The 22,788-nt window shown below is 61.2% G+C and carries 20 protein-coding genes; 7 read left to right on the top strand and 13 right to left on the bottom strand.

The annotated features are described in order from the left end of the window. Positions 1-54: 54 nt before the first annotated feature. The 4 genes from BW992_RS03515 to BW992_RS26845 form a co-directional block, all read right to left on the bottom strand. Complete coding sequence (locus BW992_RS03515; protein ID WP_076405614.1) at positions 55-2,427, bottom strand: TonB-dependent siderophore receptor; 2,373 nt, start codon at positions 2,425-2,427, stop codon at positions 55-57. Positions 2,428-2,567: 140 nt separating this feature from the next. Further along, entirely contained in the window at positions 2,568-3,551 is a 984-nt protein-coding gene (locus tag BW992_RS03510; protein WP_072459566.1) for a DUF4880 domain-containing protein, read from the bottom strand. Then, entirely contained in the window at positions 3,538-4,053 is a 516-nt protein-coding gene (locus BW992_RS03505) for a sigma-70 family RNA polymerase sigma factor (RefSeq protein ID WP_072388761.1), read from the bottom strand. The genes BW992_RS03510 and BW992_RS03505 overlap by 14 nt, the downstream gene beginning before the upstream one ends. 54 nt (positions 4,054-4,107) lie before the next feature. Then, positions 4,108-4,248, bottom strand: a complete 141-nt coding sequence (locus tag BW992_RS26845) for a hypothetical protein (protein ID WP_156682187.1) — start codon at positions 4,246-4,248, stop codon at positions 4,108-4,110. 31 nt (positions 4,249-4,279) lie between these two features. On the opposite strand from BW992_RS26845, the gene BW992_RS03500 reads away from it, so the two are divergent. Both BW992_RS03500 and BW992_RS03495 read left to right on the top strand, forming a co-directional pair. After that, positions 4,280-5,113 carry an oxidoreductase gene (locus BW992_RS03500; RefSeq protein WP_076405612.1) on the top strand — a complete coding sequence of 278 codons (834 nt, stop codon included), beginning with the start codon at positions 4,280-4,282 and terminating at the stop codon, positions 5,111-5,113. Between the two features lie 21 nt (positions 5,114-5,134). Beyond that, on the top strand, positions 5,135-6,073 hold the full coding sequence (locus tag BW992_RS03495; RefSeq protein ID WP_072388655.1) for an AraC family transcriptional regulator: 939 nt from the start codon (positions 5,135-5,137) through the stop codon (positions 6,071-6,073). A gap of 168 nt (positions 6,074-6,241) precedes the next feature. On the opposite strand, the gene BW992_RS03490 is transcribed toward BW992_RS03495, so the two are convergent. Next, positions 6,242-6,751 (bottom strand): Lrp/AsnC family transcriptional regulator, encoded by a 510-nt coding sequence (locus tag BW992_RS03490; RefSeq protein ID WP_072388653.1) that lies wholly within the window; start codon positions 6,749-6,751, stop codon positions 6,242-6,244. A gap of 199 nt (positions 6,752-6,950) precedes the next feature. Between BW992_RS03490 and BW992_RS03485 the strand changes: the two genes are divergently transcribed. The 4 genes from BW992_RS03485 to mdeB all read left to right on the top strand — a co-directional run bounded on the left by BW992_RS03485 (position 6,951) and on the right by mdeB (position 11,723). After that, positions 6,951-7,967: a 1-aminocyclopropane-1-carboxylate deaminase gene (locus BW992_RS03485; protein WP_076405610.1), complete on the top strand. Its 1,017-nt coding sequence runs from the start codon at positions 6,951-6,953 to the stop codon at positions 7,965-7,967. Between the two features lie 135 nt (positions 7,968-8,102). Beyond that, on the top strand, positions 8,103-8,561 hold the full coding sequence (locus BW992_RS03480; RefSeq protein WP_072459565.1) for a transketolase: 459 nt from the start codon (positions 8,103-8,105) through the stop codon (positions 8,559-8,561). A gap of 46 nt (positions 8,562-8,607) precedes the next feature. Beyond that, positions 8,608-9,030, top strand: a complete 423-nt coding sequence (locus BW992_RS03475; protein WP_083714528.1) for a hypothetical protein — start codon at positions 8,608-8,610, stop codon at positions 9,028-9,030. After that, positions 9,027-11,723: an alpha-ketoglutarate dehydrogenase gene (gene mdeB, locus BW992_RS03470; protein WP_076405606.1), complete on the top strand. Its 2,697-nt coding sequence runs from the start codon at positions 9,027-9,029 to the stop codon at positions 11,721-11,723. Before BW992_RS03475 ends, mdeB begins: the two co-directional genes overlap by 4 nt. A 119-nt stretch (positions 11,724-11,842) precedes the next feature. Here mdeB and BW992_RS03465 read toward each other — a convergent pair whose 3' ends face one another. The 7 genes from BW992_RS03465 to BW992_RS03435 all read right to left on the bottom strand — a co-directional run bounded on the left by BW992_RS03465 (position 11,843) and on the right by BW992_RS03435 (position 19,887). Then, positions 11,843-12,997: a M20 family metallopeptidase gene (locus tag BW992_RS03465; protein WP_076405604.1), complete on the bottom strand. Its 1,155-nt coding sequence runs from the start codon at positions 12,995-12,997 to the stop codon at positions 11,843-11,845. Beyond that, complete coding sequence (locus BW992_RS03460; RefSeq protein ID WP_076405602.1) at positions 12,994-14,418, bottom strand: M20 family metallopeptidase; 1,425 nt, start codon at positions 14,416-14,418, stop codon at positions 12,994-12,996. The genes BW992_RS03465 and BW992_RS03460 overlap by 4 nt, the downstream gene beginning before the upstream one ends. Then, positions 14,415-15,404 carry an ABC transporter ATP-binding protein gene (locus tag BW992_RS03455; RefSeq protein WP_072388640.1) on the bottom strand — a complete coding sequence of 330 codons (990 nt, stop codon included), beginning with the start codon at positions 15,402-15,404 and terminating at the stop codon, positions 14,415-14,417. Before BW992_RS03455 ends, BW992_RS03460 begins: the two co-directional genes overlap by 4 nt. Next, complete coding sequence (locus tag BW992_RS03450) at positions 15,401-16,417, bottom strand: ABC transporter ATP-binding protein (RefSeq protein ID WP_076405600.1); 1,017 nt, start codon at positions 16,415-16,417, stop codon at positions 15,401-15,403. The genes BW992_RS03455 and BW992_RS03450 overlap by 4 nt, the downstream gene beginning before the upstream one ends. 16 nt (positions 16,418-16,433) lie before the next feature. Beyond that, the gene (locus tag BW992_RS03445; protein ID WP_072388636.1) at positions 16,434-17,336 is read right to left on the bottom strand and encodes an ABC transporter permease; all 903 of its coding nucleotides are present in this window, start codon (positions 17,334-17,336) and stop codon (positions 16,434-16,436) included. Between the two features lie 9 nt (positions 17,337-17,345). Beyond that, positions 17,346-18,263, bottom strand: coding sequence for an ABC transporter permease (locus BW992_RS03440; protein WP_072388634.1), 918 nt, complete (start codon positions 18,261-18,263; stop codon positions 17,346-17,348). A gap of 103 nt (positions 18,264-18,366) precedes the next feature. Next, on the bottom strand, positions 18,367-19,887 hold the full coding sequence (locus BW992_RS03435; protein ID WP_072388632.1) for an ABC transporter substrate-binding protein: 1,521 nt from the start codon (positions 19,885-19,887) through the stop codon (positions 18,367-18,369). Positions 19,888-20,073: 186 nt separating this feature from the next. Here BW992_RS03435 and BW992_RS03430 point away from each other — a divergent pair, with 186 nt between their 5' ends. After that, positions 20,074-20,991: a LysR substrate-binding domain-containing protein gene (locus tag BW992_RS03430; protein ID WP_072459559.1), complete on the top strand. Its 918-nt coding sequence runs from the start codon at positions 20,074-20,076 to the stop codon at positions 20,989-20,991. A gap of 171 nt (positions 20,992-21,162) precedes the next feature. Here the strand turns inward: BW992_RS03430 and BW992_RS03425 are convergent, their stop codons facing one another. Beyond that, positions 21,163-21,516, bottom strand: a complete 354-nt coding sequence (locus BW992_RS03425) for a DUF6124 family protein (protein ID WP_072388627.1) — start codon at positions 21,514-21,516, stop codon at positions 21,163-21,165. Positions 21,517-22,788: the final 1,272 nt, after the last annotated feature.

The following is a 22,788-nucleotide window of genomic DNA, read 5'->3' as shown; positions in this document are numbered from 1 at the left end:
TGTGGAGCAGGCTTGCTTGCACAGCCCGGGGGCGCTCATGAACGGCCAGTTTTTTTACCAGTTGTAGCTCAGCTTTGCGGTGATTTCGCGGCCCGGGTTGTAGTAGTTCGCGGTACCTGAGCCAACCACATGTTGCTCATCCAGCAGGTTGCTGACGTTGATCGCCAGGTCTGTGCCTTTGAAGAGGTTGTAGTTGAAGGCCGCATCGAAGAGCGTCGTGCCATCGCTGGTTCCGGTGTTGGCCGCATCGAAGTAGTAGGAACCGACATACCGTGCACCCAGGCCGACGCTGACATCGGTGTTGGGTACGTTGTAGTAGGTCCACAGCGAGGCGGAGTGATTCGGCGCCGTGGCGAACTCATTCCCTTTGAGCGAACTTCCGTCGTACAAGGTCCCGCGAATGACTTCGGACTCCATGTAGGAATAGCCACCCACCAGGCTCAGGTTGGAGGTCAACTCGGCCTTGGCTTCCAGGTCCAGGCCGCGCACGCGCGATTCGCCGACGGTCTGTTGTTCGATCACACCGCTGGGCAGTACGACGGCGATGCTGACATTTTCCTGGGTCAGGTCGTAGACGGCCGCCGAGAACAGCGCGTCCATGCCCATGGGCGCATATTTCACACCCACTTCGTATTGCCTGCCCGTCTTCGGAACGACGCCGACGGTGGGCGGCGAGACCGATTCCACCATGCTGACGTAAGTGGACACTTCGTCGTTGACGATATAGGTCAGTGCGCCGCGATAGGACGTTTCCGAGAAGTTATCCGACTCTTTTACGTTATTGATGTCGGTATTGGAGAGATCCAGCGAGTCGTTGCGCACACCGGCAGTGACGATAAAGCGCTCATAGAAGGACAGGTTCTGCTGCAGGAACACGGCCTTGGTTTCAGTATCGAGCTTGTTATTGCTGTAGGGCGCCACACCGCCTGGCACGCCGGTGAATACCGGGTTGGCCAGGTCGATGGATCCTGTCGTGGCATACACCGAGCGTTCCTCGGTCGAGGAGTCGCCATACTCCACACCCACCAGCGTGCTGCTGTCGATATTCTCGAAGCGGGCATCGTATTGCAGCATCAGGTTGCCGTTCAGTTGCTCGGCATCGCTGTCGGTGCCGAAGATATAGCGCGGGACGGTGGTGCCGGTGCGGGTAGGGGAGTCGCTGAGGAACACATAGCCGAAATCATCGATCAGTTCGCTGTAGCGCAGGTTGCTGCGCAGCACGAACCCATTGTCGAAATCATGGCTGAACGTGCCGCTGATATTGGTGCGTTCCACATCGTGGAAGTTGTAGCTGGGCTCGCCGTAGAACTTGTCGCGATCGTATTCCTTGTCCAGCGGATAACCGCCGCTGTTGGGCGAGCTTTGAGTCTTGAGGTAGTCCACGATCACGGACGCCGAGGTGAACTCCGTGGGGGCCCAGGTCAGGCCGCCCATCAGGAACTTGTTGTCGTCCTGCGAATGGTCGTACTCGCGGTCACTGTCTTGCATCTTTGCCGTGAAGCGACCGGCCAGGGTTTGCTCTTCGTTCAGCGAGTCCCCGACATCGATGCCGGATTCGAGATGGTCGAAAGAACCGTAGGTGACGTAGCCCTGGCCGAACTTGTCGAAGCGGGGCTTCTTGCTCACAAAGTTCACCGAGCCGCCCGGGTCGGCCGGGCCGAACAGTGTGGAGTTGGCCCCGCGTATCACCTCGACGCGCTCATAGGCGAATGGCTCCTCGCGCACACCGCGCATCGAACCCAGGGTCAGGCCGTCCCGATAGGTCGTGGCTTGAAAGCCGCGGATCTGGAAGTAATCGTTGCGGTCGTCGGTGCCGTAATAGTCGGTAATGACCCCCGGCGTGTATTGCAGGAGTTCTTCCGTGGTGCTGACGCTGCGTTGCTTCATTTCCTTGTCGGTCACCACGGACACCGAGGCGGGCGTGTTGAGGATGCTGGTGGCCACCTTGCCGCCAACCCAGAGTTCCTGGGCGACCACGGAATTGGCGTCTTCGGTGCCATCGACCCTGGCCTTGGCGTTGACGAGGATGGGCGCCAGGCGGAAGGCCTCGAGGTCGCCGTCCGCCTTGGCTTGTGGCGTCAGCAAGTAGGCGTTCGGACCTTGCTGCTGTATCTCGATGTCGCTCCCCTGCAACAACGACGATAGGGCCGTGGATGTATCGAGCGTGCCGCTCACGCCTTGGGTATTGCGGTTCGCCACGCTTGACGCATCGAAGGAAAGGCTGATGCCAGCCTCGCGCGCGAAGCGGTCGAGCGCTGGTGCCAACGGGCCGGCCGGGATGTTCCACTGATGAACCTGTTGGGCCTGGTCGACGGTCGAAGTCTGCGCCATGGACGGTAGCGCGTAGCTGCTCACGATGACGCCGAGGACCGCACCCTGTAAGGCACGATTCAGTAGATGACGCTGTGGAACCGGGGACGAACTCATTTACTCGCTCCGTTAAAGGGAATCGGCAGATAGGCCTGTATTTCGGCCTTTCTTACATGCCGAACGAGAATGAGAAATCACCTCATTTTTATTTGATATTTTTGTGCGACAAAAAAACACTCAGTCTTTTCAGACAGGGCCTAGCTGGCGGCGCTCAACGTCACCCAGTATTGGGTTCGATATTCGATTTGTAAGTGCAGTGACTGCGCCACCAATGCCAGTACCTGATCGGTGTCGGCAAGCTGAAAGGTCCCGGAAACGCGCAGGCCCGAGACCTCTTCGGCGCAGCGCAACAGGCCGGGGCGATAGCGCGACAGGGCCCCGATGAAATCACCGAGGCGCATATTGCGTGCGCTGATCACCCCGTCGCTCCAGCTCCATAGATCCAGGCCGTCATCCTTGAACTCACGAACGCCATCCGAGGTGAACAGCCGCTGGCTTCCGGCCTGGACGGTGTCGTTGACCGCAACGGGTTGGCTGGCCCCGGGAAACACGGTGACTGTGCCGCTCTGCACCGCGATGAGCGTCCCGTCGTCACGCTCGTACGTCAGGAACCGGGCATTCAGGGTGCGTATCATCCCGTCCCGTGTCTGCACCCAGAACGGACGCGGTGAATCCGCGCCTGAGTCCGCGCCAGTGTTCACGATGATTTCGCCGCGCCGCAGCACGAGCAGGCGCCGCTGTGGGTTGAAATAGCTGTCGACCGCGCTGTCGCTGTTGAGCTGGACAAGGCTGCCATCATCGAGCTGGAAGCGCTTGCGCTCCCCGGTCTTGCTGTGTTGCTGGGCAAGCATGGCCGGCAGCGGCGTGTAGTCGCGGCCCAGCCAGGCCGCGCCACCCACGGTGGCCAAGGTACCCAGCAGCTTCAGGGCCTTGCGCCGATGCATGCCCGAGCGGCTGCCCTTGAGGGTATGCCGGGCCAGGTCGGAGGGAATGCCCGCGAAATCGTCGCCCAGGACTTGCACACGCTGCCACGCGAGCAAATGCTCCGGACACCGCTGCAACCAGTGCTCGAAAGTGCGCTGGGTCTGCTCATCGGCGGGATTGAAGCGCAGGCGCACCAGCCAGTGGATCGCCTGGTCGACCACGGCCGGATCCGGCACTCGGGCTTCACTGTTCGGCATAGCGCAAGCGATAGCAGTGTTGCAGGGCCTTGGCCAGGTCGCGTTCGACCGTAGAGCGGGAAACGCACAACTTGTCAGCTATTTGCTGGCAGGTCAGGCCGTCGAGCTGGGCCAGCAGGAATGCCTCGCGCACCCTCGGCTTGAGCAGGTCGAGCAGGCGGTCTATCCGTTCCAGGCTGTCGAGAATCAGCAACCGTTCTTCTTCAGACGGGATTTGCTGGGAAGGGAGCAGCGCAAGGCTTTCGAGGTAGGCCCGTTCGAGTTCGCGACGGCGATACCGATCGATCATCAGTCCACGTGCGATGCTGCTCAGATAAGCCCGGGGTTCGCGCAAAGGACTCAATTGACGCGATTTGAGCAGCCGTACGAAGGTGTCCTGCGCCAGGTCCGCAGCGCTTTCGCGGCAACCGATGCGCCGGCTCAGCCAGCTGTGCAACCAGGAGTGGTGGCTGCTATAGAGCAGCGCGAGATCGGCATTGCCCAGTGTGTCGTTGCTGCGCATCAGCATCCCGGAAACAGACATAATTGATAATGAATCGCATTATATTCAGACAGATCACGCCAGGGCAAATGTGCGCGAGCGGCCCAGGTCAACGGCCCGGGCATTGACGTCCGTCACGCCAGTCCGGCCCTGATAGGAATAGGCAAGGCTGCAAGGCAAACCGGCATAGGTGCCGCGGTTTCCCATCGATACCATGGCCTCGTCCCCACCTTATCGGAGGCTCGCCATGAGCAGCAGGAAAACCCTATTCATCACCGGCGTCAGCAGTGGCCTGGGCAATGCCCTGGCGCGGGAGGCACTTGCGGCGGGCCACCGGGTGATCGGCACCGTGCGCAGTGACGCGGCGTTGCAGGCCTTCGAGGCACTGGCGCCGGATCGTGCCCACGGGGTCATCCTGGATGTCACTGAGTTCGACCGGATCGACAGCGTGGTCGCCGCCACACAAGCCAGTCATGGCCCGGTGGACGTACTGGTGAACAATGCCGGTTATGGCCACGAGGGGATCTTCGAAGAGTCACCGTTGCAAGAGATGCGCCGCCAGTTCGACGTCAACGTGTTCGGCGCGGTGGCGGTGACCAAGGCGTTCGTGCCGTATTTTCGCGAGCGCCGCGCCGGTCATATCCTCAATATCACCTCCATGGGGGGCACCATCACCATGCCGGGCATTTCTTACTACTGCGCGAGCAAGTTTGCGCTGGAAGGGATCTCCGATACGCTGAGCAAGGAGTTGCTGCCGTTCGGGATCTTCGTCACGGCGGTGGCTCCCGGCTCGTTTCGCACCGACTGGGCGGGTCGCTCCATGCAACGTACCCCGCGCAGCATTGCCGACTACGACGCCAGCTTCGACCCGGTTCGTAAAGCGCGGGAAGAGAAAAGCGGCAAGCAGCTCGGCGACCCCCGCAAGGCCGCCCAGGCGATGCTGCAGCTGATCGCCAGCGCGACGCCACCGGCCCACCTGCTGCTGGGCAGTGACGCACTGAGCCTGGTACGCGAAAAACTGAGCCGCACCGCCCGCGAGATCGATCAATGGGAAACACTGAGCCGTTCCACCGACGGTTGAGCGCCAAGCAAGAGGACACCCATGACTCAGGCCGACCCCCGCACCGCATGCATGGTGCAGTTGCTGGAACAACTTGCCCCGGTGGAGGGCTACAACCTCAGCGCGCTGGAGGACATCCGCTTCCTGCGTTCGAACCGCCCCCTGACCCGCACGCCGGTGCTGTACGACCCCGGCATCGTGATCCTGTGCCAGGGCCGCAAGCGCGGCTACCTGGGCGAAGACGTCTATGTCTACGATGCCCAGCATTATCTGGTGGTGTCCGTGCCAGTGCCTTTCACCATGGAGACCGACGCCAGCGAGACAGAGCCCATGCTGGCCATCTACATGCGCCTGGATTTTCAGGTGGCCAGCGAGTTGCTGCTGCAGGTGGACGAGGTCCTCGGCCCCAGCGATGCCCCGCCCAAAGGCATGTACGCCTCGCCCATGGACGACTCACTGCGCGCCTCGACCCTGCGCTTTCTCCAAGCCATGAGCGACCCCGGCGAAGCGCAGATACTCGGCCCTGCCCTGAGGCGCGAAATCTACTACCGCATCCTCACCGGCGAGCAGGGCGGCTCAATGCGCGCCGCCCTGCGCCGCCAGGGACATTTCGGCCAGATCACCCGTGCGATCCGCAAGATCCACAGCGGTTACCAAAAGCGACTGGACGTCGAATCCCTCGCCCAGGAAGCGGGCATGAGCATACCCAACTTCCACCTGCACTTTCGCAGCGTGACCGACACCTCGCCCATGCAATACGTGAAATCGACGCGCCTGCACCAGGCGCGCCTGCTGATGCTGCGCAACACCATGAACATCTCTGCCGCGGCATTCAGCGTCGGCTACGAAAGCGCCTCGCAGTTCAGCCGCGAGTTCAAACGCTTCTTCGGCCGCACCCCCCAGGCCGAGATCGAGTGGATGAAGGCGACTTATGCGTTACCCGCGCCTGCCACGCCGTCTGTCTATGTGTCATCGCATTAGCCACGTGACGACGTGGGGAAATCCTGCCCCTGTCATTGCATAAGGACGTTGCGCCACTTTTTGGGCGATAGTCCAGGCATGCCCTGAAAATGTGGAATGAAGCGAGGGCATGCGCGAAGCCACCCCCAAGGGAAATCTGGCCAATCTGGCGATCGGGGCCAACGAGCCTCAAAGGGGAATGTGAGTGGTCGACAAGACCTGGCGCAACCCCATGAACGAGCGAATCTGGCGAACTCCGGGCAGGTAGAGCAGTTGCTCCGCGTGGAGCCGGTTGAAGCTGTTGCTGTCCTTGGTTCGTATCAACATGAAGTAGTCGAACTCTCCCGTCACCACATGGCATTCCATGCAGCCGGACACTTTCTGCGCGGCCGCCTCGAATGCGGCGAAGGACTCCGGCGTGGAGCGATCCAGCACCACCCCGATCAAGACCACCATCCCCGCCTCCAGCGCTTCATTGTCCAGCAGTGCGACGATGTGCTTGATCAGGCCGGCCTGCTTGAGCCGTTCGACACGTCGCAGGCAGGCCGGCGCGCTCAGTTTGACCTTCTCGGCCAGCGCCACGTTGGAGATGGAGGCATCTCGCTGCAGGGCCTTGAGAATGGCGCGGTCGGTTCGATCCAGCGGCTGTGGCGTTGACGCTGTTTCGCTCGGCTTCTTGCGAGTATTTGTTGCGCTCATATGGGTTTATACGCAGTAAAAGTGTGTTTGATGGTTTTATCTAAAAATTATGTTTCTTTAATTGCTAATAATTTGCAATACATATTTTTTGATTTCTTCTTAGTATTGAACTCATCGAAGCCCCCGTGAAAGAGCCTGGAATGCAGCCCTTTGCTTCTCGGCCTGGCGCTTGGATATTCAATCATCGAGGAGCAGAGTCATGAACCTGAATCGTTTTAAACGTTATCCGTTGACCTTCGGTCCATCTCCCATCACGCCCTTGAAGCGCCTGAGTGAACATCTGGGGGGCAAGGTCCAGCTGTATGCCAAGCGTGAAGATTGCAACAGTGGCCTGGCCTTCGGCGGGAACAAGACCCGCAAGCTCGAATACCTGATTCCCGAAGCGATCGAGCAAGGCTGCGATACCCTGGTCTCCATCGGTGGCATCCAGTCGAACCAGACCCGCCAGGTGGCGGCGGTGGCCGCGCACCTGGGCATGAAGTGCGTGCTGGTGCAGGAAAACTGGGTCAACTACTCCGATGCCGTGTATGACCGGGTGGGCAACATCGAGATGTCTCGCATCATGGGGGCGGAGGTACGACTGGACGCCGCGGGGTTCGACATCGGTATCCGGCCAAGCTGGGAGAAGGCCATGGACGACGTGGTGTCGCGCGGCGGCAAGCCGTTCCCGATCCCGGCGGGTTGTTCCGAGCATCCCTATGGCGGCCTCGGGTTCGTCGGCTTTGCCGAAGAAGTGCGAGAGCAGGAAAAACAGCTGGGCTTCACGTTCGACTACATCGTGGTCTGTTCCGTGACCGGCAGTACCCAGGCCGGCATGGTGGTCGGTTTCGCCGCGGACGGCCGTTCGAAGCAAGTGATCGGCATCGATGCCTCGGCCAAGCCAGAGAAAACCAAGGCACAGATCCTGCGTATCGCCCGGCATACCGCGGAACTGGTGGAGCTGGGCCGCGAAATCACCGAGGAGGACGTGGTGCTCGACACTCGGTTCGCCTATCCGGAATACGGCTTGCCCAACGACGGCACGCTGGAAGCCATTCGCCTGTGCGGCAGCCTGGAAGGTGTGCTGACCGATCCGGTGTACGAAGGTAAATCCATGCACGGGATGATTGAAATGGTCCGCCGTGGCGAGTTCCCCGAAGGCTCGAAAGTGCTCTACGCGCACCTGGGCGGAGCGCCTGCCCTGAACGCCTACAGCTTCCTGTTCCGCAACGGCTGATTCACACCAGACCTGTAGGCGAGCGCTTGCTCACGAGGCGGTGGGGCAGTCGGCATGCATGTTGAATGTCACGGCCTCATCGCCGGATCGTCGCTCGGAGCGAGCCGCTGCAACCCAACCGCCGGGAGTACCGCCATGCATGCGATATCGCAATCCGCAGTCTGGATCAAGGAACCTTCGGCGGATGCCGGAGTGGTCATCGTGACCAGCGCCGCGTTGCCCAAGTACATGATCGACAAGCTGCACGTGACGATAGATGACTGGGACCAGGTGGCCTACCTGGCCGTCCAGCAGTCGGAGGCGCTGAAGGTCGACTGGTTGCGGGTCGGGTCCAGTGCGCAGCCGTCTGCCGGAGGCGACGCGTGTTATGCCAGCCAACTGTTGCGCGGCGTTCCCCACGACAGCTTTCTGCTGGAAGTCGGCACGGTGCCAGGCCTGACCTGGCTGGGATCGGTCTGCGGCCATCCGCTGCGCGTCGTCGAACTTGGAACAATCGCTTCATCCACTGCGGCGATGGATCGACAGGTGGAAGAGGTGTTATCGGCGACCCGGCGTCTGGCCAAAAGCGTGCTGCAGGCGCGCGGCGTCATTTAACCCAGCCCTCGTCAATTCGCCTGTGCAAACCAGTAAGGCAACGCTTATGAGCCGAACCGCCCATGCGCGCATCCACGCAATGAGATGGATGCGCGAGCCTTCCAGTCGTACGCGTATCGTGGTCATCGTGAGCGGACTCGATAGCGATCACATTGACTTGATCCATCAGGGGTTCAGCTGTTTCGACAATGTGGCGCTGATCCATGTCGATACGGTGAACACCGCGCCTGGCAAGCTCGTCGAAGGGTACGTGGCCAAGCGTGACTACCGTTTCGTGGTGCTCGGTGAACTCGATGAGCACGTCTTGCACGACCTTTCCATCGCTCAGCCATGCCTCTACCCGGTCGCCCCAGACGAGACGAGCGAGCGCTCCATCATGGCGGCGGTAGAGCAAGTCAAAAACCTCGCCCGAGGCAGTCATTCGCGCCACCTCGAAGCGATACCCGACATCAGCAGGAGTTGCCCATGAAGCTGTCCAATCCCCATGCCCAATGGCCGGCCCGGGCTGTCGAGGATGAAGAAATGGCCGAGTGGCGCGAGGCCTTGCTGTCGGTCGCCGCCCACGGCGGCACGGACCGGGCCAAACAGATCCTCGACATGCTGCTGGCCGTGGCAAGCACTGCGGACATCGGCTGGCGGCCCAGCCATGGCACTGCCTACATCAATACCATCGGCGTCGAGCGGCAACCGGTGTTTCCCGGAGACCTGGCGATCGAGGAACGCCTGGCATCCATCATGCGCTGGAATGCCCTGGCGATGGTTGCCCGGGCCAATCACGCCTATGGCGAATTGGGTGGACACATCGCCAGTTATGCCAGTGCGGCGGATCTGTTCGAAGTGGGCTTCAACCATTTCTTCAAGGCGCGCACCCCGACCGACGGCGGTGACCTGGTCTTCTACCAACCGCACTCGGCGCCAGGCGTCTATGCCCGGGCGTTCCTCGAGGGACGCCTGGAAGAAAAGGATCTGCAGCACTATCGACAAGAGATCGGCGCACGCGCCAATGGCGCCCGGGGGTTGTCGAGTTATCCGCATCCCTGGTTGATGCCGGACTTCTGGCAGTTCCCGACGGGCTCCATGGGGATCGGTCCGATCAGCTCGATCTACCAGGCGCGTTTCATGCGGTACCTGGAGCACCGCGGCCTGCAAAAGACCTCGGGGCGTACCGTCTGGGGCGTGTTTGGCGACGGTGAAATGGATGAGCCGGAAAGTATGTCGGCGCTGACCCTGGCGGCGCGCGAAGGGCTGGATAACCTGGTCTGGGTGGTCAACTGCAACCTCCAGCGCCTGGACGGCCCGGTGCGTGGCAACGGTCGCATCATCGACGAGCTCGAGGCGTTGTTCGGCGGTGCGGGCTGGAACGTGATCAAACTGGTCTGGGGCTCCGACTGGGACAGGTTGTTTGCCCGGGACAAGGACGGCGCGTTGGTCCGGGCCTTGTCGGCCACGGTCGATGGCCAGTTCCAGACGTTCGCGGCCAAGGATGGGCGCTTCAACCGTGAGCATTTCTTCGGTCAGGACGAAGCCCTGGCGGACTTGGCCCAAGGCCTGACCGACGAGCAGATCGACCGCCTCAAGCGCGGTGGTCATGACCTGGTGAAGATCTTTGCCGCGTATCAAAGCGCGATGCTCGAGGGCAAGAAACCGACGGTCATCCTGGCCCAGACCAAGAAGGGCTTCGGCATGGGCGACGCCGGACAGGGCAAGATGACCGTACACCAGCAGAAGAAACTCGACAGTGAGGCGTTGATCGCGTTCCGCAACCGTTTCAACCTGCCATTGACCGATGAGCAGGCCACCTCCCTGAGCTTCTTCAAACCGAGCGACGACAGCGCGGAAATGCGCTACCTGCATGCACGTCGCCGGGCGTTGGGCGGCTACATGCCGGCACGACCTTCGGCCTGCGAGTCATTGGCCGTGCCCGCTGTAGAGCATTACGCCGGGTTCGCCATCGCCGCCCAGGGCAAGGAAATGTCCACCACCATGGCCTTCGTGCGGATGCTCAGCGGCTTGCTCCGGGACAAGCAACTGGGGCCGCGCATCGTACCGATCGTGGCGGATGAAGCGCGTACCTTCGGCATGGCCAGCCTGTTCAAGCAGATCGGCATCTACTCCAGCGTGGGGCAACGTTACGAGCCGGAGGACATCGGTTCGATCCTCAGTTATCGAGAAGCCCTGGACGGGCAGATTCTCGAAGAGGGCATCAGCGAGGCCGGCGCCATCAGCTCCTGGGTCGCCGCCGCGACCAGCTACTCGGTGCATGGCCTGCCAATGCTGCCGTTCTACATCTACTACTCGATGTTCGGCTTCCAGCGCATCGGCGACCTGATCTGGGCGGCGGCGGATCAACGGGCCCGCGGGTTCCTGCTCGGTGCCACCGCGGGCCGCACGACATTGGGTGGCGAAGGCCTGCAGCACCAGGACGGCAACAGTCACCTGATGGCGGCGATGGTTCCCAATTGTCGGGCTTACGATCCGGCATTCGCCGGCGAGTTCGCGGTGATCCTGGATCACGGCATGCGCCAGATGCTGGAGCTCCAGGTGGACGAGTTCTACTACGTTACCCTGATGAACGAGAACTACCCGCAGCCCAGCCTTCCCGAAGGTGTCGAACAGGCCATTATCCAGGGCATGTATCGGTTTGCCCGGCAAGAAGTCGAGGGGGCGCGTGGACGTGTCCAGTTGCTGGGTTCCGGCGCCATCCTGGGCGAAGTGATCGCCGCCGCCGAGTTGCTGGCCAGCGATTGGGGGATCGACAGTCAGGTCTGGAGCGTGACCAGCTTTACCGAATTGGCACGTGATGCACGGGAAGTGGAGCGCTGGAATCGACTGCATCCCGGACAGCCTGCCAAGCGCAGTCATGTCCAGGAATGCCTTAACGACTCGGCGCCCATCATTGCCTGTACCGATTACGTACGGGCCTTGCCCCAGTTGATCGCCAGTTATCTCGATGGCCATTACACGGTGCTCGGTACCGACGGGTTTGGCCGCAGCGATACCCGCAGCCAACTGCGCAGGTTCTTCGAAGTGGACCGGCACCAGATCGTCCTGAGTGCGCTGACCTCGCTGGTGCAAGAGGGGAGGCTGCAGGCCGGCGTCTGTGCCGAGGCCATTGAGCGCTACGCCATTGACGTTGACGCCATGGCCCCTTGGGACGCTTGAGGCTGGCTTGCCCCTTGTGGGAGCGAGGTTGCTCGCGAAGGCGGTGGTTCAGCTATATGGAGGTTGGAGGTGTGTCCTGCTCTTGTTGCTTTGGACCTTGATCTCGACGCCCCGTTATTTCAACTGCTCTGGCCAACAGCCAGGATGGTCGCCACCAAGGCCTGGGCGCGAGGCACCAGCGTATCCAGCTCCAGGTATTCACGATCGGTGTGGACCTTGCCTCCCACCGGGCCGAGGCCGCACAGGGTTGGGATGCCCAGGCTGGCGGTGAATCCGGAGTCGGCGCAACCGCCGGTGAATTCGCCTTCGACGCTGAAACCCAGCGCCAGGGCTTTTTGTTGGTAGATCTGCAACAGCCGTTCGCTGTGACGGGCCTCCATCGGCAGAAAGGTTGTCGCCTCCTTGAGGATGGCGTGGGTACCGATCAGTTCTTCTTCGGCGACGATGGCCAGGATCGCGGTAAGGATCCGGTCCCAGTGCTTGAGTTCGATGAAGCGCACATCCAGCCGCGCCGAGGCGCTCGGAGCAACGGTGTTGCTGGACGTTCCCCCGGATATCAAGCCGACGTTCGTGGTGATGCCTGCCGAGTAGTCGGTCAAGGCATGGAGCTTGACGAGCTTGCGTGCCAGGGCCTCGATGGCGCTGGCGCCGTCGGCATGGTTGACCCCGGCATGCGCCGCGCGGCCGCTGACTTCGATGATCAGCGTGGCACCGCCTTTGCGTGCGCTGACCACGTTGCCGCTGGCCCGACCGGGTTCGGTATTGAGCACGGCGCGGGCGGCACGGGCGGCGTTTTCAATATGGGTTCTGGCGCTGCCGGAGCCGATTTCTTCGTCACCGGTGTACAGGACCTGCACCGGATAGGGCAAGGGGCCGGCACGCTTGAGTGCCTTGAGGGCGAAGCAATTGAGCACCAGGCCACCTTTCATGTCGGCGACGCCGGGGCCAAAGGCGAGATTGCCATCGCAGCTGTAGCCGCGCGCCGTGGTGGTGCCTTTGGGGAACACCGTGTCGCGATGGCCCAGCAGCAACACCGGCTTTCCAGGTTCGCCTGGCACTTCGGCGAGCATTACGTCGCCAAAGCCTTCCACCGGCATGCGCTTGAGCAGGATGCCGTCGGCCTCCAGCTCTGCCGCGAGCAGCGCGCCCACGGCGTCGACCCCCGCCTTGTCATAGCTGTTGGAGTCGGTGTCGACGATACGCTGCAGCAGCGTTTCCATGGCTTGGCGCTGGTCGGCAAGCCAGTCCAGCGCCTGTTGTGGCGTGGCGCTCATTGCATTTGCTCCCGCAACTGATGCGCCTGGGTCAGGCGTGCCGCATCGTTGCCCAGGTCCCAGAACAACCCCGCCATGATCTGCAGGCTTTCCTTGACCACCGGTGCCAGCAAGTGCTCGTTCGGCGCATGCTGCGAGCAGGCCGGGTACGAATGCGGCACCCACAAGGTGGGCAGGCCGAGCACGTCGGCGAACACATCGTTGGGCAGCGAACCGCCGAGGTTGGGCAGCAGCGCGGGTTTTTTGCCGGTGGTCTGGGCCAAGGAGCTCAGCGCCCAATCGACCCATGGGCTTTGCGGGTCCAGCCGAGTGGCGTGCATCACCTCGACGTGGCTTTGCTTGACCTCGACATTGCTGAAACCATGGGCATCCAGGTGGGCACGCACCGCCGGGATGAAGGTCGTGTAGTCGCTGTCCACCACAAAGCGGATGTGGCAGTGGGCGTTGGCCTTGCCGGGGATCGCGTGTACGGGGGCGTCCGGGTTGCCGGTCTTGAAGGCGATGACGTCGAGGGTGTTCCAGCCGAACACCTTTTCGCTCAGGGAGAGCTCGGGGTTGCCCCAGTTGGCGTCGATGTCCGGATCGCCCGGTCCGCCACCGACGTCAATATCGGCCAGCGCCTGACGAACCGGCTCGGGCAGTGATTCAGGCATCAGGCCCGCCACTTTCACCCGACCGTGTTCATCCACCATGCTCGCGATGGCATTGGCCAGGATGATCCCGGGGTTGGCCAGCAACCCGCCCCAGTTGCCAGAGTGATGAGCGCCTTCGCGCAGATTGACCACCAGCTCGAAGTTGAACACCCCCCGTGAGCCGAGAAAAATCGTCGGTCGTGACGCCGCCAGGCGCGGGCCGTCCGAGGCGATGAAAATATCCGCGGCGAGCTCTTCGCTGTGCGCGGCACAGAATGCATTCAAGCCCGGCGAGCCTTCTTCTTCGCCCATTTCCAGCAGCAGCTTGACGTTGAACCCCAGCTTGCCGTCGCGAGCCTTGAGGGTTTGCTCCAGCGCGGTCAGGTTGATCAGGTGCTGGCCTTTGTTATCCGCCGTGCCGCGGCCGTACCAGCGATCGCCTTCGGCAATGACCTGCCACGGCGACAGGCCTTCACGCCATTGCGCTTCATAGCCGCGTACCACATCACCGTGGCCGTAGCTGAGCACGGTCGGCAGTTGCGGCTGCTCGATGCGCGTGGCGATCATGAACGGGCCGCGCCCTGCCACCGGGTTGTCATAGACGGCGACGCTGAAGCCCATCGCCTCGACATGCGGGGTGATGAACTCATGGAGATAGCGATACAACTCGGGTTGGCTGTCCGCTGCCTGGCTTTCAGTGTGCAAGGCGACGCTGCGTTCGAGCAGGTTGAAAAATGCGCCGTTATCGAATTGCGCTGTGGTGTTGCTGATGGCCAGTGAACGACTCATGAGTGGACAAGCTCCAGGGTTTGGGCGGGACTGTCGTGAAGGTGGCAACGCACGTTGCCGCCGATAATCGGATCATTGGCCGGGTAGGCCGTCTTGCAGGGGGCGAAGCAGCTCGGACAGCGCGGATGGAAGGCGCAGCCGGAGGGCGGTGACATCGGATTGGGAAAGGAACCGCCCAGGCCGATCTCGGGAATGCCCAGGCGCGGATCGGGCGTGAGCACCGAATCCAGCAAGGCGCGGGTATACGGGTGGCCGGGTTTGGCGAATAACGCTTCGCGGGTGCGTTCCTCGACGATACGCCCCAGGTACATCACCGCTACCCGGTCGGCGAGGTGTTCGATGACCGCCAGGTTATGGCTGATCAAAAGATAGGTCAGGCCGAATTCGCGCTTGAGGTCTTGCAGCAGGTTGAGAATCTGCGCCTGCACCGAAACGTCCAGTGCCGAGGTGGGTTCGTCGCAGATCAACACGTCAGGGCGCATGATCAATGCCCGGGCAATGGCCACCCGTTGCCGTTGGCCGCCGGACAGTTGGCTCGGATAGCTGTCGATGACCCGCTTGGGCAGGCCGACCACATCGAGCATCGCTTCGGTTTTCTTGCGTCGCTCGGCGGGGCTGCCGATGTCGTGCACGATCAGCGGCAGGGTCACGATTTCACGCAGCGTCTTGCGAGGGTTCAGCGAGGAGTATGGGTCCTGGAATATCGGCTGGATGTGCCGGGACATTTCCTTGCGATCCGTCGCCGCCAGGTGCTTGCCACCCACCAGCACATCGCCGCTGGTGGGTGGCAACAGACCCAGCAGCATCTTGGCCAGGGTACTTTTTCCGCAACCGGACTCGCCTACCAGGCCAAGGGTCTCGCCTCGCATCAGCCGCAGGGAAACGCCATCGACGGCCTTCAGAGTGGCGGCGGGTTTGAACAAGCCCTTGTTGATCCGGAATTCGCGACGGATGTCGCACAGCTCCAATGCGATGTCTTTTTTCATGACCGAGCCCTCTCTTGAAGGCGAATCGGCGCCGGGGCCGGTGCGGCGAACAGGCAGCGCGCCATGTGGCCGTCCTGCTCGACTTCGGGAATGTCTTGCGCGCAGGCCGCTATCGCCTGGGCGCAACGATTGCGGAACGCGCACCCTTGCTGCTCGCCCACCAGGCTTGGCACCAGGCCTGGAATCGAACCCAGGGCCTCGCCCGGTCGGGTCCGACCGGGGATTGGAATACTGGTCAGCAGACCACGGGTGTACGGATGCTGTGGGTTTTCGAACAGTTGCCGGGCGGGGGCGGTTTCGACGATTTCCCCGGCATACATCACTGCGACCCGATCGGCGATCCGGGCCACCAGCCCCAGGTCATGGGTGATGAAAATCACCGCCAGGCCGAACTCCTTCTGGATATCGCGGATCAAGCGCAGGATCTGCGCCTGGATGGTCACGTCCAGTGCCGTGGTGGGTTCATCGGCGATGATCAGGTCCGGCTCGCACATCAATGCCATGGCGATGATCACCCGCTGGCGCAAACCGCCAGACAGTTGATGCGGATACTGGCGCAAGCGTTCGGTGGCATTGCTGATACCGACTTTCTCCAGCATCTGCGCGGCGCGAGCCAGGGCATCCTTGTGTGACACCTTGCGATGCTGGGTCAGTACTTCGCTGAGCTGGTCGCCAATGCTGTAGGCCGGGTTCAGCGAGGTCATCGGTTCCTGGAAGATCATCGCCAGACGGTTGCCGCGCAGATCGCACATGCGCCGCTCGCTCTGGCCCAGCATGTCGATGCCGTCCAGCGTCAGTCGGGACGCGGTGCGTCTGGCCTTGCGTGGCAGCAGGTCCATCAGCGCCAGCGAGGTCAGGGATTTACCGCAGCCGGATTCGCCGACGATACACAGCATTTCACCGCGCTCGACTTCGAAATCCAGACCGCGCACGGCATGCAGCATGTCATCCGGTGTCGGGCTGTTGCCCATGGGGATGTCCACGCGCAGGTTTTCAACATGCAGTAGTGCCATGTCCGGACTCCTCTAATCAGTTGCGGCCGTCGGGCAGGATCAGATCGCGCAGGCCGTCGCCGACCAGGTTGATGCCCAGCACCAGAATCATCAGGGCGACGCCGGGAATGGCGATGACCCACGGGGAAAAGAACATGTAGGGCTTGCCTTCGGCGATCATCAGGCCCCAGGACGGCGTCGGCGGCTGCACGCCAACCCCGAGGAACGACAGGGCCGACTCCAGCAGGATCGCGTGGGCCATCTCCAGGGTCGCGACGACGATCAGCGCACCGACCAGATTGGGCAGGATCTCGCTGACCAGGATGCGCAGGGTCGAGCAGCCAAGGGCCTGGGCAGAGGCCACATATTCAGCATCGCGAATCTGTTGCACCGAAGCCCTGACCACCACCGCGAAGCGATCCCATAACAGGCAGCCCAGCAGCACGATGACCACTTTCAGCGAGCCGCCCATCAGCGAGGCCGAGGCCAGCGCGACCATCACCACCGGCATCGCCAGCCGCGTGGTGATCAGGTAGCTGATGAACGCATCGAGCTTGCCGCCGTAGTAACCCGCCAACAGCCCCATCACGGTGCCGATAAAGCCGGAAATCAACGCCGCCGCGATGCCGATGAACAGCGAAATCCGCGCGCCATAGAGCAATCGCGACAGGTAGTCACGGCCCAGCTTGTCGGTGCCGAGGACGTACTCCCAGGTGCCGTTGGCCATCCATACCGGCGGTTTCATGCGCAGCATCACGTCTTGCGCATAAGGGTCGTGGGGGGCCAGCCACGGGGCGAACAGTGCACCGGCGAAGATGATCAGCAACAACACCGCGCCGATGGCAAAGCCACGATGGCGAAAACTCTTGCCAAGGACTCGGCTCAGGCTGCTGGGGGGTGGCAGGTAGTCATTGATCGCGAGGGTCGTGGGGGTGCTCATGTAAGCCTCCTAGCGCACGCGGATGCGCGGGTCGAGCAGTGCGTTGAGCACATCGGCCAGCAAGGTGAGGATGATGTAGATCACCGCAATCAGCAGGACTACGGCCTGTACCACCGGAAAATCGTCACGGGCGATGGCGTCCCAGGCGAGTTGCCCGATGCCTTGCAGGGAGAACACGGTTTCGATCACCACCGAACCGCCGAGCATGAAGCCGAACTCCACCGCCGCCAGCGCGACGACCGGAATCAAGGCGTTGCGCAATGCGTGCTTGAACAGCACGCGGGCAGGGCGCAGGCCCTTGGCGCGGGCGGTGCGGATGTAATCGGAACCGAGCACATCGAGCATGCCGGCGCGGGTCAGGCGCATGATGGCCGGCGTCGCGTAGTAGCCCAGGGCAATGGCCGGCATGACGAAATGCAGCAGGGTCGAGTTGCCGGACACCGGCAACCACTTGAGCGTCACCGCGAACACCACGATCAGCATCAGCGCAAACCAGAAACTGGGCATCGCCTGGCCCAGCACCGCGATGCTCAAAGCCAGTCGGTCAATCCAGGTGTCGCGTTTGACCGCGGCCAGCACCCCCAGTGGAATCGCCACCAGCAAGGCGATGCCCAGGGCCATGGCACCCAACCCGAGGGTAATCGGCAAACGGCTGACGACGAGGTTGTAGACCGATTCCTGAAAGAAAAACGAGTTGCCCAGGTCCAGCCGCAGCAAATCGCCCAGCCAGTTGAAGTACTGGGTCGGCAGCGGTTTGTTCAAGCCGTATTGCACGCGGATCTGTTCGATCTGTTCGCTGGTGGCTTCCGGTCCACCAATGGCCGTGGCCAGGTCGCCGGACAGGTGCAACAGGGAAAAACTGATCACCGACACGGTAATGGCCACGCAAATCGCGATGCCCAGCCGACGCAGAAGGAATCCAAGCATGGCAAGTTTCCTCGTATCCAATGGATGGCATGTGTGAGGAGATGTCCGTGGTGCGAGTCAGTCGCAGCCACGGCACCTCTCGATCAATCCGCCCGGTTGCGGATTACTTCCAGCTGGACTGAACGAAACGCGGCAACTCATCCGGGTATGACGTGAACGCCAGTTCGGAGGTGTAGGCGTAGTTCATCGAGTAGTTGAACAGCGGCGCCCAGTACGCCTGTTCGCTGATACGCTGCAACGCCTTGCGGTAGTTGTCCTTGCGCAGTTGCGGGTCGAGGGCGTTGTCGGCGGTCTGCAGCCAGCCCTGGACTTGTGGATCCTTGATGTTGTCGTCCGGATTGCCCTTGAACCAGGTGCCGGCCGACGCCGAGGTGTCGAGGATCGAAAACGAGCCCCAGGCCTGAAACGACATGGGCACCTTGCCGCCACGTTGCTGATCGCGCAGGGCGGCGTACTTCAAGAAGCGCAGCTTGGCGTTGATACCCACGGCGCGCAGGTTGCCGATGATGGCTTCGACGTAATCACGGTCGCGATAGGCGAAGATTTCGGTCTCGAAGCCATTGGGATAACCGGCTTCGGCAAGCAGCGCCCTGGCCTTGGCCGGGTCGTAGTCGTAGACCGTGGCCGCGGAGGTATCGCAACCGAACTGGCCTGGGTAACAGGCCACCTGCAAGGGCTTGGCTTCGCCCCCCACCAATTGCGTGGCCAGCGCACTGCGGTTGATCGCATGGTTGATGGCCTGGCGCACCTTGAGGTTCTTCATGGGCGAGTTTTCGGTGGAGGTGCCCCGGGCATCGAGAATCAGGAAACCGATGCGCATGGTTTCGCCGCTGGTCACGGTCAGGTTCTGCATGCCCTTGAGGTCGACCGCCTGATCCGGGGTCACGCGCCAGGTCCAGTCGACACCGTCGGTCATCAACTCGGCCAGGCGGGTTTCGGCATCCGGGATCACCCGGAACTTGAGGTGGCCGATATGCGGTTTGCCTTGTGGGCTGTCCGGGAAGTAGTCCTTGTTGATCTCCATGGTCACGCCTTCGCCAGCCACCACCGACACGGCTTTATACGGCCCGGTACCGATTGGCTTGCGACTGAATTCGGCCAGGCCGACCTTCTCGAAATACTGCTTGGGAAACATCGGAACGGCGTTGGACAGGTATTCCAGAGCCGGAGGAAAAGGCTTCTTCAAATACAGGCGGACGCTGTAGTCACCGGTTTTCTCGGCGCTCTTGATCCAGTCGACGTTTTGCACGGTCACGACTTTCGCTTCGGGCGACACCACGTAGTTGAGGGTGAACACCACATCGTCGGCGGTGAAGTCGTCACCGTTGTGAAATTTGACGCCCTTGCGCAGTTCGAAGTCGATGGTGGTGTCGTCGACCTGTTTCCAGCGCGTGGCCAACATGGGTTGGTACTCGCCGCTTTTGGGATCGCGGTAGACCAGGTTGTCCCAGATCAGCCGACCGAGAATCACGCCTTCGCGTAGATCGTTGTGATAGGGGCTGATGTTTTCAGGCTCGCTGTCGGAAGCGTAAACCAGGGTGTCGTTGGCTTTACCGGCATGAGCCGGAAAACTGCTGATGAAGCCCATCAGCGCAATAGTGCAGGCGAAACCTTTGATGCCCATGCCGTCGTCTCCGTTGGCGAGAGTGGTTGAATCAAAGGGCAGCGAATCGCAAAAGCGCAAAGGAGGGTAAAAGGATCAGACTGTATTTTTTTTGATCTGGACTCGAATGTAGGGAAAGGTTATCAATGCCACAAGAATAATATTTCGATACTTCCTTTGCCGAAAAGGCAAACCCTGGAGGCGCCGATGCAGTTGTATGGTGTGCAGTCCACGGCACTGCGCTATTTTCTGGAAGTGGCGCGATGCGGATCGATCAGCGAAGCCTCGGTACGGCTGAACGTCGCGGCGTCAGCGGTGAGCCGGCAGATTTCCAAGCTTGAATTGGCCCTGGATGCCAGCCTGTTCGAGCGTCGTGCCCGGGGCATGGTACTCAGCGAGGCGGGCGCGCGACTGGCGGCTTATGCGCGCAAGTCACAACTGGAGGCCGAGCAGGTGGTGCTGGAAATTACCGAGCTGCACGGCTTGCAACGAGGTCACGTGCACGTGGCCTGCTCGGAAGGATTCGCACTGGAATACATGCCCAGGAGCATCAGTGCATTCAGGCGTGAGTATCAGGGCATCCATTTCACACTGGAGGTCTGTGCGCCTGCGCAGGCGACCGAAAAGGTACGCTCCGGCGAAGCCGACCTGGCGATGACCTTCAGCCTGACGCCACAAAAGGAAATCAAGGTCGAACATGTCCTGAGCGGCGCGATCTTCGCCGTGGTCTCCAATTCTCATCCCTTGGCCGGGCGTGAAGCGGTCAACCTCGCCGAGTTGCAACCCTGGCCCATTGCACTCCCCAAGGCCGACACCACCATACGGCAACTGTTCGACATCTGTTGCGGCGTGCAGGGCTTGTTGTTCGACCCGGTATTGACCACTAACTACGTGGCCTCGCTCTATAGCTTCGTGCGCGAAGAGGGAGGCATCAGCCTCGCCAGTGAAATGACCTTGCACAAGCAAGTGGCCGACAAGGCACTTCAATGCTTGCCGATTCTTGATGAAGGGATGAAGGCACGGCGCATCGAACTGCAGAGCATGGCGGGACGTAATTTACCGGCGGCGGTTTCTGCGTTCAGGGATTTTTTGATTGCGGAGTTGGGGAAGGGGAAGGGTGGTTGAGGAGGTGAGGTTAGTTGATGCTTGGGTGTTGTGGTTGCTCTGGCGTCTAAAGTCAGATTCTGCGTATAGCGCTTAGCGGCACTACGTTCGCCGTGCCGGTTCGGCGAGTCGGCTGCTCTGTAGACTCGGGGCTACAAAGGTCCGACTCGGCCTCACGTTATAGGCTGGGTGCTAGCGCGGATCGACGTTATCCAACGCCCGATTTGCCAACAGCTCGCTCAGCTCAATCACTTGCTGAATGCCCAGCGCAACATATCGGCGCGACCCGTCAAGGTCGAACGCCAGGTCGTTGATCATGGCGTTGGCCGAGGCCAGGTTTTCGCTGAGGTTGGCGAGCAGACTTTCAGTGTCGATGCCGTCGATGACGGTGAAGAGCTGACCGGGTGGGGGGGCGGTTTTGGCGTCGGTTTCTTTCGGTTTCAGATAGAAATCCAGCGCCCGATCGGTCGCCTCTTGGACTTTCTTTGGATCGAGGCCGGCGGAGCTGGGGGCCGTTTGCGGAGGATTGGGTGTGACCTTGAACATGATGGAACTCCTGTACCAGGTTGGGCCACCATGACTTGTCGCTAAGCAAGTTAGGGTGGCGGCTGTACGCAGGTTAGCGAACCGGGGGTACAGGAGCCCGGCAGACCCGAAGATCTCCCGCGCACAGCCACCATTGCAATCATTGCAGACATGAATACCTGCAACGAGATCAGGAGTGCTGATGCGTCCATACCCTTCGGGTCGCTAAACCCGATCACTGATGAGCAGTGATAGGAGCCAAGCTACCGGTGCGGGCCAAGGCGCACAAGCGGGCGGATTCTGTCTTAGTTGTAGGGAAAGGCGCAAGGCGACGTAGCTTCGGGCCTAGGGTTCGGTGTTACGGAGTGTGTATGGCTGTAGGGGGCTGCGCCTAGAGCGCTTTTGAAAATTGCCAGTTCGGTTCTGAGGCAATAACTGACGGATAACTTCTTCATAAGCAGCTTGACCAAGACCAAATGGAAATGCTCCGGGGCGGAGGCCTTGGGCAATATGCTGGATAGCCGTACCCGTCACGCTTAGCTTTAACGCCCTCTCAACGGAGCTGTGTCTGAAACACGCCGTAGGCGTCCGGGCATCCCGTCTTGCGTAGCTAAGCCGTTTGCCATCGTCACCGTCGAGGAGGACGTAATCGTTGGTCGCGGGTTGACTCCCTTTGAGCTGCCACTCGGAGAGGTATAGGGTTTGAGCAGGTGTAAGATTTTTCCTCAGGCACTGATTCGGTATTCCAAGGGTCAGTGTCAAAGGGGCTGGAGGACCGTTTGGATATCCGAATGACTGGAACTCAAAAAATCTCAAAAGATCAGGAGCCGGGGGGGGGAGAGCCCGTAATGGCTTCCAACTAAAGAGCGACCCGTACTTTGACCAGTTCGACGCCGATCTGATCACTACTGCGAAGCAGGTGTTGAGAAGCTAGCCGAACACATTCCGCGCATGCACCAAACTCCATTGCAGACTCTAGACCTCCACGAGCTGTATGACGTTATCCGTGCGGGCCTAGCTTCCTCATGTGAGAACTCCGGCCATAAGAGCCTCGACATCACCCCGCTGGGCTACGAGGAATCTGAACTGACGGTTGGGTTTGCGCGAGCTGCGTTTCCCGATATGAATCGGAGTACGAGCATTGCCGCTACTGCGGGGATGACTAGGTCTACAGAGCATCGGACATCAACGAGCATGGCGAATGTTCAGCACATGACGGCGAGTCGGCGCTTGTTGATGAAGAGAGCGAGGACTATGAATCTCTCGTCGAGTATTACCAAAACCACGACTGAG

This window comes from Pseudomonas sp. 7SR1, from assembly GCF_900156465.1.
Lineage (GTDB): Bacteria > Pseudomonadota > Gammaproteobacteria > Pseudomonadales > Pseudomonadaceae > Aquipseudomonas.
This window is presented reverse-complemented; position numbering and strand designations above follow the sequence as displayed.